This window comes from Ignavibacteriales bacterium, assembly GCA_016709765.1.
In the GTDB taxonomy this organism is placed as follows: domain Bacteria; phylum Bacteroidota; class Ignavibacteria; order Ignavibacteriales; family Ignavibacteriaceae; genus IGN3.
This window is the reverse complement of sequence record JADJMD010000013.1, coordinates 485169-500409: the sequence shown is the minus strand read 5'-3', so window position 1 is coordinate 500409 and position 15241 is coordinate 485169. Positions and strand designations below refer to the sequence as shown.

The 15241-nt window shown below is 33.1% G+C and carries 12 protein-coding genes; 7 read left to right on the top strand and 5 right to left on the bottom strand.

Annotated features, from left to right (window positions below; translation table 11 throughout):
* The first annotated feature begins 23 nt into the window (after positions 1 to 23).
* The 3 genes from IPJ23_11880 to IPJ23_11870 all read left to right on the top strand — a co-directional run bounded on the left by IPJ23_11880 (position 24) and on the right by IPJ23_11870 (position 2772).
* Positions 24 to 1673, top strand: coding sequence for a M28 family peptidase (locus IPJ23_11880; GenBank protein MBK7631378.1), 1650 nt, complete (start codon positions 24 to 26; stop codon positions 1671 to 1673).
* A gap of 4 nt (positions 1674 to 1677) precedes the next feature.
* Entirely contained in the window at positions 1678 to 2505 is an 828-nt protein-coding gene (locus IPJ23_11875; protein ID MBK7631377.1) for a phosphate ABC transporter substrate-binding protein, read from the top strand.
* Between the two features lie 93 nt (positions 2506 to 2598).
* A complete protein-coding gene (locus tag IPJ23_11870) occupies positions 2599 to 2772 on the top strand; it encodes a hypothetical protein (protein MBK7631376.1) in 174 nt (57 codons plus the stop codon).
* Positions 2773 to 2781: 9 nt separating this feature from the next.
* Here IPJ23_11870 and IPJ23_11865 read toward each other — a convergent pair whose 3' ends face one another.
* Positions 2782 to 3771: an inorganic phosphate transporter gene (locus IPJ23_11865; protein ID MBK7631375.1), complete on the bottom strand. Its 990-nt coding sequence runs from the start codon at positions 3769 to 3771 to the stop codon at positions 2782 to 2784.
* A 10-nt stretch (positions 3772 to 3781) separates the two neighbouring features.
* A complete protein-coding gene (locus IPJ23_11860) occupies positions 3782 to 4390 on the bottom strand; it encodes a DUF47 family protein (protein MBK7631374.1) in 609 nt (202 codons plus the stop codon).
* Positions 4391 to 4550: 160 nt separating this feature from the next.
* On the opposite strand from IPJ23_11860, the gene IPJ23_11855 reads away from it, so the two are divergent.
* The 4 genes from IPJ23_11855 (at position 4551) to IPJ23_11840 (ending at position 10373) form a co-directional block, all read left to right on the top strand.
* Positions 4551 to 6044, top strand: coding sequence for a glycine--tRNA ligase (locus tag IPJ23_11855; protein ID MBK7631373.1), 1494 nt, complete (start codon positions 4551 to 4553; stop codon positions 6042 to 6044).
* A gap of 223 nt (positions 6045 to 6267) precedes the next feature.
* A complete protein-coding gene (locus IPJ23_11850) occupies positions 6268 to 7383 on the top strand; it encodes a hypothetical protein (protein MBK7631372.1) in 1116 nt (371 codons plus the stop codon).
* 188 nt (positions 7384 to 7571) lie between these two features.
* Complete coding sequence (locus tag IPJ23_11845; protein ID MBK7631371.1) at positions 7572 to 9110, top strand: T9SS type A sorting domain-containing protein; 1539 nt, start codon at positions 7572 to 7574, stop codon at positions 9108 to 9110.
* A 117-nt stretch (positions 9111 to 9227) separates the two neighbouring features.
* Positions 9228 to 10373: a hypothetical protein gene (locus IPJ23_11840; protein ID MBK7631370.1), complete on the top strand. Its 1146-nt coding sequence runs from the start codon at positions 9228 to 9230 to the stop codon at positions 10371 to 10373.
* A gap of 72 nt (positions 10374 to 10445) precedes the next feature.
* Here the strand turns inward: IPJ23_11840 and fbp are convergent, their stop codons facing one another.
* The 3 genes from fbp to IPJ23_11825 are packed head-to-tail and all read right to left on the bottom strand — an operon-like array spanning position 10446 to position 15037.
* Positions 10446 to 11471, bottom strand: a complete 1026-nt coding sequence (gene fbp / locus IPJ23_11835; protein ID MBK7631369.1) for a class 1 fructose-bisphosphatase — start codon at positions 11469 to 11471, stop codon at positions 10446 to 10448.
* A 27-nt stretch (positions 11472 to 11498) separates the two neighbouring features.
* Positions 11499 to 13289, bottom strand: a complete 1791-nt coding sequence (locus IPJ23_11830; GenBank protein ID MBK7631368.1) for an ABC transporter ATP-binding protein — start codon at positions 13287 to 13289, stop codon at positions 11499 to 11501.
* Complete coding sequence (locus IPJ23_11825; protein ID MBK7631367.1) at positions 13289 to 15037, bottom strand: ABC transporter ATP-binding protein; 1749 nt, start codon at positions 15035 to 15037, stop codon at positions 13289 to 13291. Before IPJ23_11825 ends, IPJ23_11830 begins: the two co-directional genes overlap by 1 nt.
* Positions 15038 to 15241 lie beyond the last annotated feature (204 nt).

The window sequence follows — 15241 nt, the reverse complement described above, 5'->3', positions numbered from 1 at the left end:
AGATATTTTATAGATTTAAAGTAGTGAAAAACATTTTTCAAATATTTGCCATGATTTTTATTATAAATTCTGCGAATATATACGCGCAGGATGGTAAAAATTTCTATTCAGTAAGAGATTCAATCTCAGGCAAATCAATTTACAAACATCTTCAAGTTTTAGCGGACGATTCCTTGCAGGGAAGAGGAACTGGTAGTTTAGGTGGAGAAATCGCAGCAAATTATATCGCAGGAGAATTCACAAAGTATGGATTAGGTGAAATTCCAAATAATAATAGTTACTTCCAAAATATACCTATGCATGGAAGTTTACCACTATCTTCTTCAGAGTTAACACTTATTTCAGAAACAGATACCTCAAATTTAAAATATGCAAAAGACTATTTCCTTTACAGATCAGGACAACAAACGTTTATTCCAACTCCATTACCATTAGTTTTTGTAGGATATGGTATCATAGCTCCTGAATATGATTACAATGATTATCAAAATGTTGATGTAGAAGATAAGATAGTTGTATATATAGATGGAGAGCCGAGATCAGAAGATGAAGATTATTTTAATGGACTATCTCCAACAATTTATAGTTACTCAGAATCCAAAAGAAGAATGGCACTTTCGCGAGGTGCAGCCGGCACAATTCAAATATCATTAATTCAATATGATGATTGGGACGCTGTTGAAAAAGATTTTGACAATGAAGATGTTACTCTTGCGTATTCCGTTACGACTAATCTTAGTGTTATTATAAATCCCAAGATCGCTGATAAACTTTTTACCGGTACAGGTTTTACTTTTGCTGATATAATTAGAATGAATAAAGAAAATAGCATTAGATCATTTCCATTAAATACAAAATTAAAATTTAAGGGTGTGTTTAAAGAACGAGATTTTGTTGCAAAAAATATAATTGGATTAATAAGTGGAAGCGATACGGATTTAAAGAATTCTTATTTAATAGTTTCAGCTCATTATGATCATCTGGGTATAGGAATTCCAATAAATGGAGATTCTATTTATAATGGCGCACTTGATAATGCAATAGGAATTTCGGTTATGCTTGAAATTGCAAAAGCATTTTCTGAACTTAAGGTGAAACCTAAAAGATCTGTTCTTTTTTTTGCAACAACAGGAGAAGAAAAAGGATTGCTTGGTTCCAGTTATTATATAGATAATCCAGTAGTTCCACTCTATAAAACAATAGCAAATATTAATATAGATGGCATTGCAATGTTTAAAGATTTTCAAAGTTTAGTACCGATTGGAACTCAATATTCAAATCTTGATGTTTATCTCAATCAAACAGCGGCACGATATGGTTTATTGGTTGAGGGTATACCATCTCAATTCAGGAGCTTTGATGCCTTTAATAAATCTGATCAATTAGCATTTGCAGTTGGTGGTATTCCTTCAATATTAGTATTGGAAGGATTGACTAACAAAACGAAGAGCAAAGACCAAGTATTGAAAGCTTTTATTGATTATTATTTAGAAAGATATCACTCACCATTCGATGACTTAAAACAGGATATAGATTCAGAAGCGGCATCTAAACATGCTAAAATATTATTTGATTTATGTTTTCATCTGGCAGATCAAATTGAAACTCCTGTATGGAAAAATAGTTCCCCTTTTATAAATGCCCGTTTAAGATCATTTGCAGAAGAAAAATAGTATGATGAATTGGAAGAAAATACTGTTTGTTCTCTTTTTATTAATTTTAAGTTGTTCATATAAGCCCTTAGAAAAAAAAGAAATAAAAATTGTTGGCTCGGATACTATGTTAGAACTAACATTAAATCTTGCTGAACAATTTATGAAAGAAAACCCTGGAATATCAATAATAGTATCTGGTGGTGGAACAGCAATCGGAATTAAAGCTCTTATAAATAATGGGTCCGATATTTGTACGGCTTCACGAAACTTGAAACCGGAAGAAGCAAAAAACCTTGCTGAATACTATGGCTCATTAGGGCTAGTATTTTTAATTGCAAAAGATGCGTTAAGTATTTATTTAAATCCAAATAATCCGGTTAAAAATTTAACATTAAATCAACTTAAAGATATCTACACGGGTAAAGTAAAAAACTGGAAAGTGTTTGGAGGTAAGGATACCACAATAAATGTTGTAACCAGAAATCCAAACTCAGGAACATATCTTTATTTAAAAGATCACATCCTTGATGGTGATAATTACACTGATAATTCCATAGTTAAATCTACGACAAAAGAAGTTATAAGGTTTGTTGAGGAATCTGAAAACGCTATAGGTTACGGTGGAATGGGTTATGTGGGAAAAATAATTGACGCAGAAATTGAAGGTATCGATCCATCAGAAAATAACATTAGAAATGATACTTATCCAATCATCAGATATCTTCATTTCTTTACTTCAAAAACACCGGATGGAACAGTTAAGAAATTTATTGATTGGGTTCTTTCTCCATCAGGGCAGAATATCGTTCGCCAGTCTGGATTCATTCCATTGTGGGAAAATAAATTATGATAGCTGGTAATGATTATTTAATTAAAGCATAATATTAAGTTAATACTAGATTCTTTTTTTTATAATAAGTTTATTTAACAAATAAGGACAATTATGAAAAGGGAAGAATCATTTTTTACAAATCTGCTAAAACGGGTTCAGACAAAAGAACTTGATGGTTATGAAATGAAAGCATTCTCTGAATCTAAAAAAGAAATTGAGAATGAAAATTATAATGAATGGTCACAAGAATACGAAGTTATTTATCAATCATATTATATAGAATAATTATTTAAGCTATTTAAATATTTCTGTTACAATTAAATAAGTAATCATTGCAAATAATGCTGATAATGGAATTGTAAGAACCCAAGCCCATAAAATGTTTTTTGCCACGCCCCATCTAACAGCAGATAAACCTTTAACTGAACCAACTCCAATTATGGAACCTGTTATTGTATGTGTTGTACTAACAGGTATTCCACCCAAAGTTGCACCAATTATGGTTAAACCAGCAGCAGTTTCTGCACTGAATCCACCAAATGGTGTAAGTTTTGTTACACGCATTCCAAGTGTTTTTATAACTTTCCACCCTCCAAACAAAGTACCAAGTGCAATAACCGTATGACTCAAAATTATTACCCAGAAAGGAACATAAAAAGTTTCACCGAGAAGTTTATTCGTAAATAGAACGATTGTAATTATACCAATAGTTTTTTGTGCATCATTGGAGCCATGGCTTAAGCTATATACTGCTGCGGAAACAAGCTGAAGTTTTCTGAAATATTTATCTACTTTTCTTGGAGCCTTATCTTTTACAATCCATAATGTGGCTATTGAAAAAAGAGAAGCCATAACCATTCCAATAATAGGGGCAAGAAAAATAAATATTAATACTTTTGTATAACCTGAGATTATTATTGCAGCAATTCCGCCTTTCATTAAAGCTGCGCCCCCATAACCACCAATTATAGCATGAGAAACACTTATTGGTAATCCAAAATGTGTTGCTGTCGCGGTCAATACTACTGCACCCATTATCCCTGAAAAGATTACAAAATTATCTACGATATTTACATCAACAATTCCTTTTCCAATGGTTGTAGCTACACCCACTCCAAAAGCAAATGCTGCAATAAAGTTGAAAAACGCCGCCCAAGCAACAGCTTGTAATGGTGTTAGTACTCTGGTTGATACAATTGTTGCAATTGAGTTTGCAGCATCATTCATTCCGTTGTAAAAATCAAAAACTAAGGCTAGAACAATAATCAGTATTACTACTTCCATACGATATTCTTTATGCGTTCTTAATGAAGATTGATAAAATTACATTTGCAGTTGATTGACATCTATCGCTTGTGCGTTCAAGTAAATCTATAATCTCCTTTTTCTTGATTAGTTCAATTGCATCTTTCTCTTTTTCAAATAATTCTTTTATCGCCTGTTGATATACTCTGTCGGCTTCAACTTCAAGAACTTTAACAGCTTTTAATTCATTTACTCGTTTTACTTTTAAATCCTGAATGGCTACTCCAAGTTCTTTAACCTGCTCACGTATTATCAGAGCAAGTTTATCAGCATAGTCTATTTTTTTTTCTATATGAAAAGTTTCAACTCTAACCGTTGCGCCAAGCAGCATATCGCTTATGTCATCTAATCTTTTTATAAGAGCAAAGATATCTTCTCTATCAAAAGGGGTGATATATGTTTTATTTAATCTTTTTGTGATTTTTGCAGCTATTTCATCACATCTTACTTCAAGCGGTTTCATTTTAAGGATATGATTTTGGGTATCATCAAACCGAAATATTTTTTCGGTATGATCAGCCATTTCTTCAATGAAAGTTATCATTTCTTTAAAGTCTTCGAAATACTTTTCTTCTTTTGGGAGTAATTTTTTAAACATAATTCACCAATTGTTTTAAGAATGATAGTTACAAAAGTGTGCTTTCGACAATCCAAAACTAAGTAAACTCAGTTTATCCACCAATAATAATCTATTCAAAAAATTGCTTTGGTTTTGCTATATTCACACCTGAAATTGTACATAAAATTTAAGGTGAAATGTGAGTGATAATAAAAATAAAAAAGTTGATGCGGTTGCAAATATCGTTTCTCTAGCTAAAAGACGAGGTTTTGTATTCCAGTCCAGCGAAATTTACGGTGGATTAAACGGTTGCTGGGATTACGGCCCGCTTGGAGTTGAACTTCTTAAAAATATTAAAGAAGAATGGTGGAAGTTTATGACTTACCGCGATAATGTTGAAGGTCTTGATGCTTCAATACTTATGCACCCAAAAGTTTGGGAAGCTTCCGGCCACGTTGAAAATTTTACTGACCCGATGATTGATTGTAAACAATGTAAAGCTCGCTTTCGTTTGGATGTTCTCGGCGATTCAATCAACGAAAAGAAAAAAGATAAAGCTTTAGCAGAACTTAAAAATGATTTTAAAGATGATGCATCTGTTTTAAGCAAGATTGAAGACACAATTAAAAATCCCGGAGACGAAGATCCTTTTAATCTGCTTTTAGAAGATGATCAAGTTAGTAAAACACTTTTATCAAAACTAAATTGTCCACAATGCGGAAACGCTAACACATTTACTAATGCACGTAAATTTAATCTAATGTTTAAAACTTTTGTCGGACCAGTTGAAGATAGCGGCAGTGTTGTGTATTTGAGACCAGAAACTGCACAGGGAATTTTTGTTAACTTCTTAAATGTACAAAGTTCTGCGCGGCAGAAATTACCATTTGGAATAGCACAAATCGGAAAAGCTTTTAGAAATGAAATCAACACAAAGAATTTCCTTTTCCGTACTCGTGAGTTTGAACAAATGGAAATGCAGTTCTTCATAAACCCATCTGCTGACGAAAAATGGTATTATTATTGGAAAGAACAGCGAATAAACTGGTATAAATCCTTAGGAATGACGGAACAAAAATTGAGATTTCATGACCATGATCCTAAGAAATTAGCCCATTACGCCAAAGCGGCTACCGATATTGAATATGAATTTCCATTTGGCTGGGGAGAGATTGAAGGAATACACAACAGAACTAATTTTGATTTAAGCAGACACGAAGAATTTTCCGGTAAATCATTAAAATATTTTGATGATGAATCCAAAGAAAAATTTATTCCATTTATAATTGAAACATCCGCAGGTGCAAGCAGAAGTTTTATGGCATTTTTAGTTGATGCTTATTACGAAGAAGAAGTTAATGGCGAGACGAGATCGGTGTTAAGATTTCATCCAAAACTTGCGCCAATAAAAGCAGCAATCTTTCCTTTAGTTAATAAAGATGGAATGCCGGAAATTTCGCGTGAAATAGAAAAAGATCTGCGCAGAAACTTTAAAGTATTTTATGATGATAAAGGCGCTGTTGGCAGAAGATATAGAAGACAGGATGAAGCTGGAACTCCGTACTGTATAACTGTTGATACGCAAACAATGGAAGATAAGACTGTTACTGTTCGTGACAGAGATACAATGGTTCAGGAAAGAGTTGCAATTGATCAGCTGACTAGATATCTGAGTGATAAACTTTTAAGTTAATCCGCCGCGACGGATAAATGTTAAGTTGTAAATTTTAATTGAAGGCGATTTTAAAATCGCCTTTTTGTTTTTTAACAAATTAATACTTAAGTAAAAATTTTTACTTGTTTAAATAATTTTTCACCGCCTATTTTGACGATGGCTTGATATTTGTTTTTTTTTTTGAAGTATTTTTTGCGGAATAAAATTTGAAATGAATTAACCATAGCGGGAGATCACACAAATGCTTAAACTAAAATTAACTAATGTTTCTTTACTAAGATTCTTTTCTGAAAACAAAAAACTTAAAGTATTTTTGCCCAAGGCAATGATGCTAATACTTTTAAGTTTACCCGTTTTTATGCAACTAAGTTGCAACACAACCGAACCAGATGAACTTAAACCCGGCAACAGTAATTATCAGTGGACTCTTGACACCCTTAAACTAAAGAATGGTGACTTTTTAACTCTAACACGAATGTGGGCAAATTCTTCAAATGGTGTGTGGGCGATTGGTTTTGGTGATGTTAGTAGAAATTTAATATGGCGTTTCGATGGTAATCGCTGGATGACCGACTCAATTCCAAGGGGAATGTCACCAACAGGACTGTTTGGATTTGGAACCAATGATATATGGCTTGGTACTGCAGAAGGGGCATTCTGGCATTACAACGGAAGCACCTGGAGTGAGATAAGTAAGCATTCAATTACAGGATATGATAGGGTTGTAATAGAAAATATTTGGGGTTCAGCGTCAAATAATATTTATGCAGTTGGATTTGCAGAAAACTACGCGACTTCTAATTATAAAGCAATTTTAATGAAATATAATGGGGTTAAGTGGGCCTTTGTCCAAATACCTGATTTGAAGTTAAGTTTTACAAATATGCGTCAACAAAAGAACACGAGTCTTTATATTATAAGCGCATACAATCTTGCTGGAACAAATAACAACAACAGACTTATTATTTACAATGGAACTGATTTCACTGAAATAAATGCTGGCAATTCCTCAACTACCATTTATGATATGAACGGAGAAGTCTATATAACTATGGGTAGAAAAATTTATAAATATTTAAATAATCAACTGACATTATGGAAAGACTTATCATCCAATTTTTTTGGATATGGAATTTATGGGAAAACCGAAAAAGATTTTTTTAGTTTTGCTGACGCAGGTATATCTTATAGCAAAGATATGGTGGGGCACTATAACGGGACGGATTTTAAAATTCTACTAGAGACTAATCTGCATTTTACAGGTGCCGGGGCTTATGTTGATAATAATATTTTTGTTACTGCTTTTGACGATTCATCAAACAGCAGTGTAATAATTCATGGTAAACTAAAAGAATAAATAATAATTTTTAGGAGGTTAGAGATAACAAATTATCTAGATAAAAAGAGGAAGCAGTGCGGCAACACTGCTTCCGGGTTTTGCAAATAAACACTAGGCTACTCACCTATGGTATTTACATACCGTTTTTATTTGCAAGACAATAATAATTGTTTTGCCTAACAAAATAAATATTAAACGGAGTTTTTATGAAAAAATTATCAACTCTACTCGTAATACTAGCTTTGGCTTTAGTCTCATCATACAAAGCATTTTCTCAATCTATCTGGTTTGTAAATCCAATAAATGGGGCTGACGTATTAAGTCTGTATTCCGAATCCCAAATTGCGTTAAATTTTCAATACAACTTTCAGAGATCTTCCAATCCAAATCTGATATCCTATTATATAAAATTGTTTGCTTCCACTATAGGAACATATCAATCAAACCAAGGAAGCGGAATACCTCAATGGTTTTATTTATCCCCAGGTACTTATCAGTGGCGCCTTGAATTATATGAGGGCGATGGTATCCAGGGCTCGGTAAAAACAGCAGAACAAACTATTGCATTTAATGTAAAACATACTTTTAATGTAAAAAATAATTTTGGTTATGGGATAATAAATGTTGATGCTGTGCAAAGAAACAGTCCTTATGAAGTTAAACGATTTACTGGTAATACTGTTGTAGGTGGCGCTATAGACCAAGTATATCAAAGTATTAGTAGAGTTTGGAATGGAAGTGGAATTAATAATAGTGATTGGAGAGTACAGAAAAAACTCGGGGCATATAGCAATAGTTTAAGTCAATCCAGAGACTATACTTATGCGATTGTAAGCGATGATAACGGTGCTGCATTAATTGCTAACCTAAGAAAAATCGTTAAACCAAACTTCCAAAACAGTTTTGTTGGCATTGGCAATGGAGGGGTAATAAAAGTTAATAACACCCAGTATAACTCTCCAACCGCTCAATTTGATGTTGTAGAATTAAACCCAATTTCTGCAACTGCTCTTTGGCAAGTTATTAATGAAATTGGTTATAGTTTTCATCATTGGAGTGACAATTCTACAACCGTAACGAAAACATTTAACCCTGGAAGTACACAAACCTACACAACTTATTATACTGGCAAACCTCTTACAACAAACAGAGCTCTTCATACCGGCACAGTTTATAATCAGCCAATCGTTTTATATTGGAATGAACATCCAAATGTTAATGTAACACAGTATCAAATTTGGAGACAGGTGAAACATAATGGAGTAATGGGTGATCCTTATTTAATTGCCACTGTAAACAGGGGTACAACAAGTTATGTTGATGACGAATACAATTTAACAAGAAGCTATACAAATGATTTGTTGTACTATGATGTTAGACCTTATTACTCAACAGAGGGTACAGTTTCTGATAATAATTGGTTTGCAGTGTTTGGGGTGTTGATGCCAAAAACTTCAGATTCAACATCTGTGGCAGAAATTGAACTTGAAAATTCAATATCAAACTATCCGAATCCATTTAATCCTGAAACTAATATTAGTTTTAGCATAAAAGAAGCCGGTCACGTTAATATCAAAGTCTTTGATTTGATTGGACAGCAAGTAGCTGAATTAGTAAATGAGGAAAAGCAAGCTGGTAGTTATCAAATTAGTTTTAATGCTTCCCATTTGCCTTCAGGAATTTATATTTATACCATAAATACCGGTAGCTACACACAAACACGTAAGATGTTGTTAATGAAATAATCTACAATTTCAAATATAATTTCGTTCAATTAAGGCGATTCGAAAAATCGCCTTTTTGTTTTCACTTGTTTATCTCATCAATCATTTAAAAATTGCGTTGTAAAAATTTAAGGTAACATGAAAAAAGCATTTCTATTCATACTTCTGTTCAGTTTTTCAATTTTTGCTCAGAATTCTGATTTTGATTCCCGAGTTAACGATGGAATCAAGCAAATCTATAACATCAAGTTTACCGAAGCTGAAAAAACTTTTCGTTCTGTAATCGCGGATTATCCGCAACATCCTGCCGGAAGATTTTTTATAGCAATGATAGATTGGTGGAAAATACTTCTTGATCCGGATAATGAATCTTACGATGAAATATTTTTTCAAAAATTGGAAGATGTGATTTACCAATGTGATCAACTTTTAGACAAAAACCCAAAAGATGTTGATGCACTTTTCTTTAAAGGCGGATCAATAGGTTTTCGTGGAAGACTTCGCGCATTCCGTGAAAGCTGGATTAAAGCTGCAGATGATGGACGAGAAGCATTGCCAATTGTGGAGGAAGCTGCAGCACTAGATCCAAACAATATGGATGTACAATTAGGTTTCGGAATTTATAATTACTACGCAGATGTAATTCCGAATGAATATCCGCTTATTAAACCATTAATGATTTTTTTTCCTGATGGTGATAAACAAAAAGGAATTGAACAGTTAAAAAACACAGCGTTTAAGGGAAAGTTTGCAAAGTATGAAGCTCGCTATTTCTTAATGACGCTTTATTATCGTTATGAAAACAATGCAATTGTTGCTGATGATTATGCAAAAATGTTGAGTGATGATTTTCCCGACAATCCGGTTTTTGAAAAATGGCGTGGAAGAATTGCAGTAAGAAGAGGCGATTATTCTTTGGCGGACTCAGTTTTTAAAGATGTTCTAAATAAATCTGATAAAAAATATTTTGGTTACAGTGCCACAAATACAGTTAGAGAAGCAGCATATTATGTTGCATATAATTATAAAAACAGCGGACAATTAGATTCAGCAAAAACTTTTTTTTATAAGTGTATTACTGAATCCAAAAAGATTGATGAAGAAGGTGAGGAATCCGGTTTTCAAGTAAATGCTGTTTTATATCTTGCCCAAATGGCTGAAGTTCTAAATCAAAAAGACAAAGCGATTAAATTATATGAAGATTTATTAGAGATGCGAGATTATGGTAATTCACATTCAACAGCAGAAAACAGTTTGAAAAATCTGAATAGTAAAAAGAATTAATTTAGGAAAGCTGCAATTTAAAATTGTTAAAGCCCCTATTTTAAAAGAGGAGCTTTAAGAGATGTAAACTAATTACTTCACTTCAACAACATCATACTCGCGCATAAACTTTTCTACCAACAAAACATCTTCTTCGCTACCAATAAATATTGGCGTGCGTTGATGTAAGGATTTTGGTTGCACTTCCAACATTCTTTGTTTACCATTTGAAGCTCTTCCGCCAGCCTGCTCAACAATAAATGCCATTGGATTACATTCATACATCATTCTTAACTTTCCGTTCGGATTTCGTGAATCAGCCGGGTACATATATATGCCGCCATATAAAAGATTACGATGAATATCTGCAACCATCGAACCAATATAGCGCGAAGAGTATGGTCTATCAGTAGCTATGTCTTCATCCTGCAGCCATTTAATATATTTTTTTAGTCCCGGATGCCAGTACAGATAGTTACCTTCATTAATGCTATAAATCTTACCTTTTTTTGGAGTTCTAATATTTGGGTGAGATAAAATAAATTCTCCAAACGATGGATCAAGTGTAAAGCCATGAACACCATTGCCGGCGGTATAAACAAATATTGTACTTGAGCCATAAATAACGTAACCTGCTGCAACCTGTTTTAAGCCTTGCTGCAAACAATCTTCCATTGTTCCTGGTCCGCCTTCAGGTGAAACCCTTTTGTAAATAGAAAAAATAGTTCCGATACTTACATTAACATCTATGTTAGAAGAGCCGTCAAGTGGATCAAAAAGTAAAACGTATTTGCCAATATAAAATTCTGGTGGAATGTGAATAATATCTTCTTCTTCTTCAGAAGCCATAACGCATAGATGTCCACCGTGATCCATAGCTTTAATCATCATATCATTAGCAAAAATATCAAGCTTTTTAACACGCTCACCGTGCACATTTTCATCACCGGTAAAACCAAGAATATCAACTAATCCTGCTTTATTAACATCGAGTGAAATTACTTTTGCGGCGAGTGAAAGATCGTGAAGAAGATCAGAGAGTTCACCAGTTGCCTCTGGATATTTTCTTTCTTCTTCGTAGATGTGGCGGGCTAGGGTATTAAATTTAACTCTTTCCATTTCATCTCTCCCATCATATGGTTAGTGTTATTTGGATTTTATTAATTCCTGATCTTTATATTGTAGCTGGTACAATTTATAATAAATTCCACGCTTTGCCAACAACTCCTGATGATTTCCAATCTCTCTTATTTCGCCTTTATGAATTACAATTATTTTATCAGCATTCTGAATTGTTGATAGACGATGTGCGATTACGATTGCCGTTCTTCCAACGAGTAGTTTTTCAATTGCTGTTTGTATTAGCTGCTCTGTTTCTGTATCGATGCTTGATGTTGCTTCATCCAATATTAAGATCTTGGGATCGTAAGCCAAAGCACGAGCGAAAGAAATTAATTGTTTTTGTCCAACACTTAATGTTGCACCGCGTTCCTTAACTTCTTCATTATATTTATTTGTAAGACTATTAATAAATCTATCGGCACCAACGGTTTTAGCGGAGTGAATTATTTTTTCTATTCCTATATCTTCATTATCCATATTTATATTTGATTCGACAGTACCGGAAAATAGAAAAACATCCTGCAAAACGATGGAAATGTATTTGCGCAATTCTCTCTTATCAACTTTGCGGATGTCAATGCCATCTACTAAAATTGAGCCTTTATTGATATCATAAAATCGAGTAAGAATATTAATTAATGTAGATTTACCTGCGCCAGTATGTCCAACTATTGCAACTGTTTCGCCAGGATTAATATTAAAGTTGATGTTTTTTAGAACATAGTTTTCATCATCGTAGGCAAACCAAACATCTTTAAAGTTAATTTCACCTTTAATATTTTTTAACTCAATTGGATTATCCGGATTATTTATAAATGTTTTGTTATCCAGAAGTTTAAAAATTCTTTCAGACGAAGCCATTGAAGTTTGCATAATGTTATATTTTTCAGAAAGATCACGAATAGGTCGGAAAAACATTTCTGTAAATTGTATAAAAGCAAAAAGATCACCAATGCCAACATTCTTTTGTACAACTTCACCGCCGCCATACCATACAATTAGCGCAACTGCAATCGAGCTGAGCAATTCGACTCCAGGGAAGAAAATTGCATAATAGAATATGGATTTAATATTTGCTTGGCGATGATCTGCATTGATATTAGAAAATTTCTTTAACTCATCTTTTTCTTTTCTGAAAATTTGGACAACACTCATCCCAGTTACGTGCTCTTGCATATAAGAGTTTAATCTTGCAAGATGAAAGCGAACATCACGATAACTTTCCCTTACTTTTTTTCTGAAAAGAAAGGTTCCGTAAATCAATACAGGTAAAACGGAAAGAGTAACAAGTGAAAGCGGGATATCCATAGAGAACATAAAAACTAAAATCCAGATGATGATAAAAACATCACTGAAAACCATAACAATGCCCGATGAAAACAATTCACTTAATGATTCAACATCATTTGTAGTTCTCGTAACAATTCTACCAATTGGAGTTTTATCAAAATATTTTAATGCAAGTTTTTGTGTGTGCTCAAATATTTGTGTGCGTATATCATAAAGAGTTTTCTGTCCTAGATATTGTGTATAGTAAGTTAAAAAGTATTGCACAACAGCTTGAAGTATGAGTGAAGTAAAAAGTAAAACAGCAATTATCATCAAACCATGATAGTTTGAGTGAACAATGTAATCATCAATTGCTACTTTAGTAAGATAAGGACGAAGCGGGCCAAGAGCAGCAACAAAAACATTCAGCAAGATTGCAATGATAACATACTTTTTATAAGGCTTAATGTAAGTAAGTAGCCTTTTCATCAACTTAGAATCGTACGCTTTCCCTAATATTTCGTCGTCTTGTTTGTTGTCAGTCATTAATTCAATTCTTCAAGTTCTTTTTCTAATAATTGCTTGAAATATAATTCAGCATAAAGTCCATTTAATGAAACTAATTGATCATGGGTACCTTGTTCTGCAATTCTTCCATTTTCGAGGACGACTATTTTATCAGCATCTTTAACAGTAGAAATTCTGTGACTGATAATAATACTTGTCCTGTCTTCCATAAACTCTTTTAGGTTCTTTAAGATTTCTTCTTCTGTATGCGTATCAACCGCAGAAAACGAATCATCAAGTATTAATATTTTAGGATTTGTAGCCAATGCACGTGCAAGTGAGGCTCTTTGTTTTTGTCCACCTGAAAATGTTATTCCTCTTTCACCAACAATTGTTTCGTATCCCATTGGAAAAGACTTTACGTCTTTATCAAAATTTGCAATGCGAGAAACTTCTTCCACTCTTAGTTTATCAGTTTCGCGTAATCCATAGGATAGGTTTCCATAAACAGAATCAGAAAACAAAAATGATTCCTGTTGAACTACTGCAACATTTGTTCTTAATACATCAAGTGGAATATCTTTTACGTCTTTACCATCAATAAATATTTCACCTGATGTAACATCATATAATCTTGGAATTAAATTTATCAAACTTGTTTTACCAGAACCTGTATGACCAACTATAGCTAAAGTTGAACCAACTGGAATTTTAAGGTTAATTTCTTTAAGAACTTCCGGCAATGAATCTGAGTATTTGAATGAAATATTTCTAAGTTCAATTTCACCTTTTAATTCCTTAATAGTTAAATCAGTTGATGATGAATCCTCTATTTCATAAGGCTCATTAAGGATTTTATTCAATCGTTTCATACTAGCTTCTGCTTGCTGAATAATATTCATTACCCAACCAAAAGCTATAACAGGCCAGATTAGAATTGATAGGTACATAACAAATGCTGCCATCTCACCAAGATTCATTTCACCATTGATAACCTTTGTTCCACCAAGCCAAATTACAACTATAATTGATATACCGGTTATGATAGTAAGAATTGGCATAATAAGAGATTGGATGCGAACCAGATTCATATTTTTACGCAGAAATTCCTGGCTCAGTTCATTCCATCTTTTTATTTCATTTGCTTCGCGCACGTAGGATTTAATAACACGTATTCCTGAAAAATTTTCTTGTGCCCGTGTTGTAAGCTGGGAAAAGTTTTCCTGAATCTTTGTGTATTTCTCGTGTATAAGTTTTCCTACTCTATAAACGCCATAAGACAAAATTGGAAGTGGAATTAAAGCATAGACAGTCAGAGGAAAATTAATTGAGATCATTATTACGACTACAATTATTAATCTAATTGAGGTATCAATTGAATACATAACAGCAGGACCTACAAATCCACGCACAGCATTAATATCATTAGTTGCATGAGACATAATATTGCCAGTTGAGTTATTCTGGAAATATCTTAAGGGAAGTTTTTGAATGTGCTGCCAAAAATCTCCTCGCAAATCATATTCAATTTCTCTGGATACCACGATAATTGATTGTCTGATTAAGTATCTGAATATACCGGCAATGATGGAAGTCCCGACAATTAAAAGCGCATATTTTGTAAGTATGGGTGAAGTTGCATTTTTTTGAATTTCGTTAATTGAATTCTTGAGCAATATTGGAAGATAAACCGTCATTGAATTTGAGATAAGAATGAATAGCATTCCCCAAAACAATTTGGTTTTATACTTAATAAAATATTTTTTAAGCGTTAAAAGGTTCTTCATTCAGATAGAAATAGTATAAGAATTTGAATTAGTGCAAGATAGATTTTTTATTGCTCAATGGCATCGCGAATATAAAAACCCCGAAGCTATTTCGGGGTGATTTAAGTCTCAAATAATAATTACTTTAATTGTCATTTCGACCAAAGGGAGAAATCTGAAAGTACTTTTTATTTAGATTTCTCACCGACTAAAGTCGGATTCGAA

Bases quoted from the DNA above. Each gene is read 5' to 3' on its own strand.
- IPJ23_11875 (MBK7631377.1), top strand. From the start codon at position 1,678: ATGAATTGGAAGAAAATACTGTTTGTTCTCTTTTTATTAATTTTAAGT.
- IPJ23_11870 (MBK7631376.1), top strand. From the start codon at position 2,599: ATGAAAAGGGAAGAATCATTTTTTACAAATCTGCTAAAACGGGTTCAG.
- IPJ23_11865 (MBK7631375.1), bottom strand. From the start codon at position 3,771: ATGGAAGTAGTAATACTGATTATTGTTCTAGCCTTAGTTTTTGATTTT.
- IPJ23_11860 (MBK7631374.1), bottom strand. From the start codon at position 4,390: ATGTTTAAAAAATTACTCCCAAAAGAAGAAAAGTATTTCGAAGACTTT.
- IPJ23_11850 (MBK7631372.1), top strand. From the start codon at position 6,268: ATGCTTAAACTAAAATTAACTAATGTTTCTTTACTAAGATTCTTTTCT.
- IPJ23_11845 (MBK7631371.1), top strand. From the start codon at position 7,572: ATGAAAAAATTATCAACTCTACTCGTAATACTAGCTTTGGCTTTAGTC.
- IPJ23_11840 (MBK7631370.1), top strand. From the start codon at position 9,228: ATGAAAAAAGCATTTCTATTCATACTTCTGTTCAGTTTTTCAATTTTT.
- fbp (MBK7631369.1), bottom strand. From the start codon at position 11,471: ATGGAAAGAGTTAAATTTAATACCCTAGCCCGCCACATCTACGAAGAA.
- IPJ23_11830 (MBK7631368.1), bottom strand. From the start codon at position 13,289: ATGACTGACAACAAACAAGACGACGAAATATTAGGGAAAGCGTACGAT.
- IPJ23_11825 (MBK7631367.1), bottom strand. From the start codon at position 15,037: ATGAAGAACCTTTTAACGCTTAAAAAATATTTTATTAAGTATAAAACC.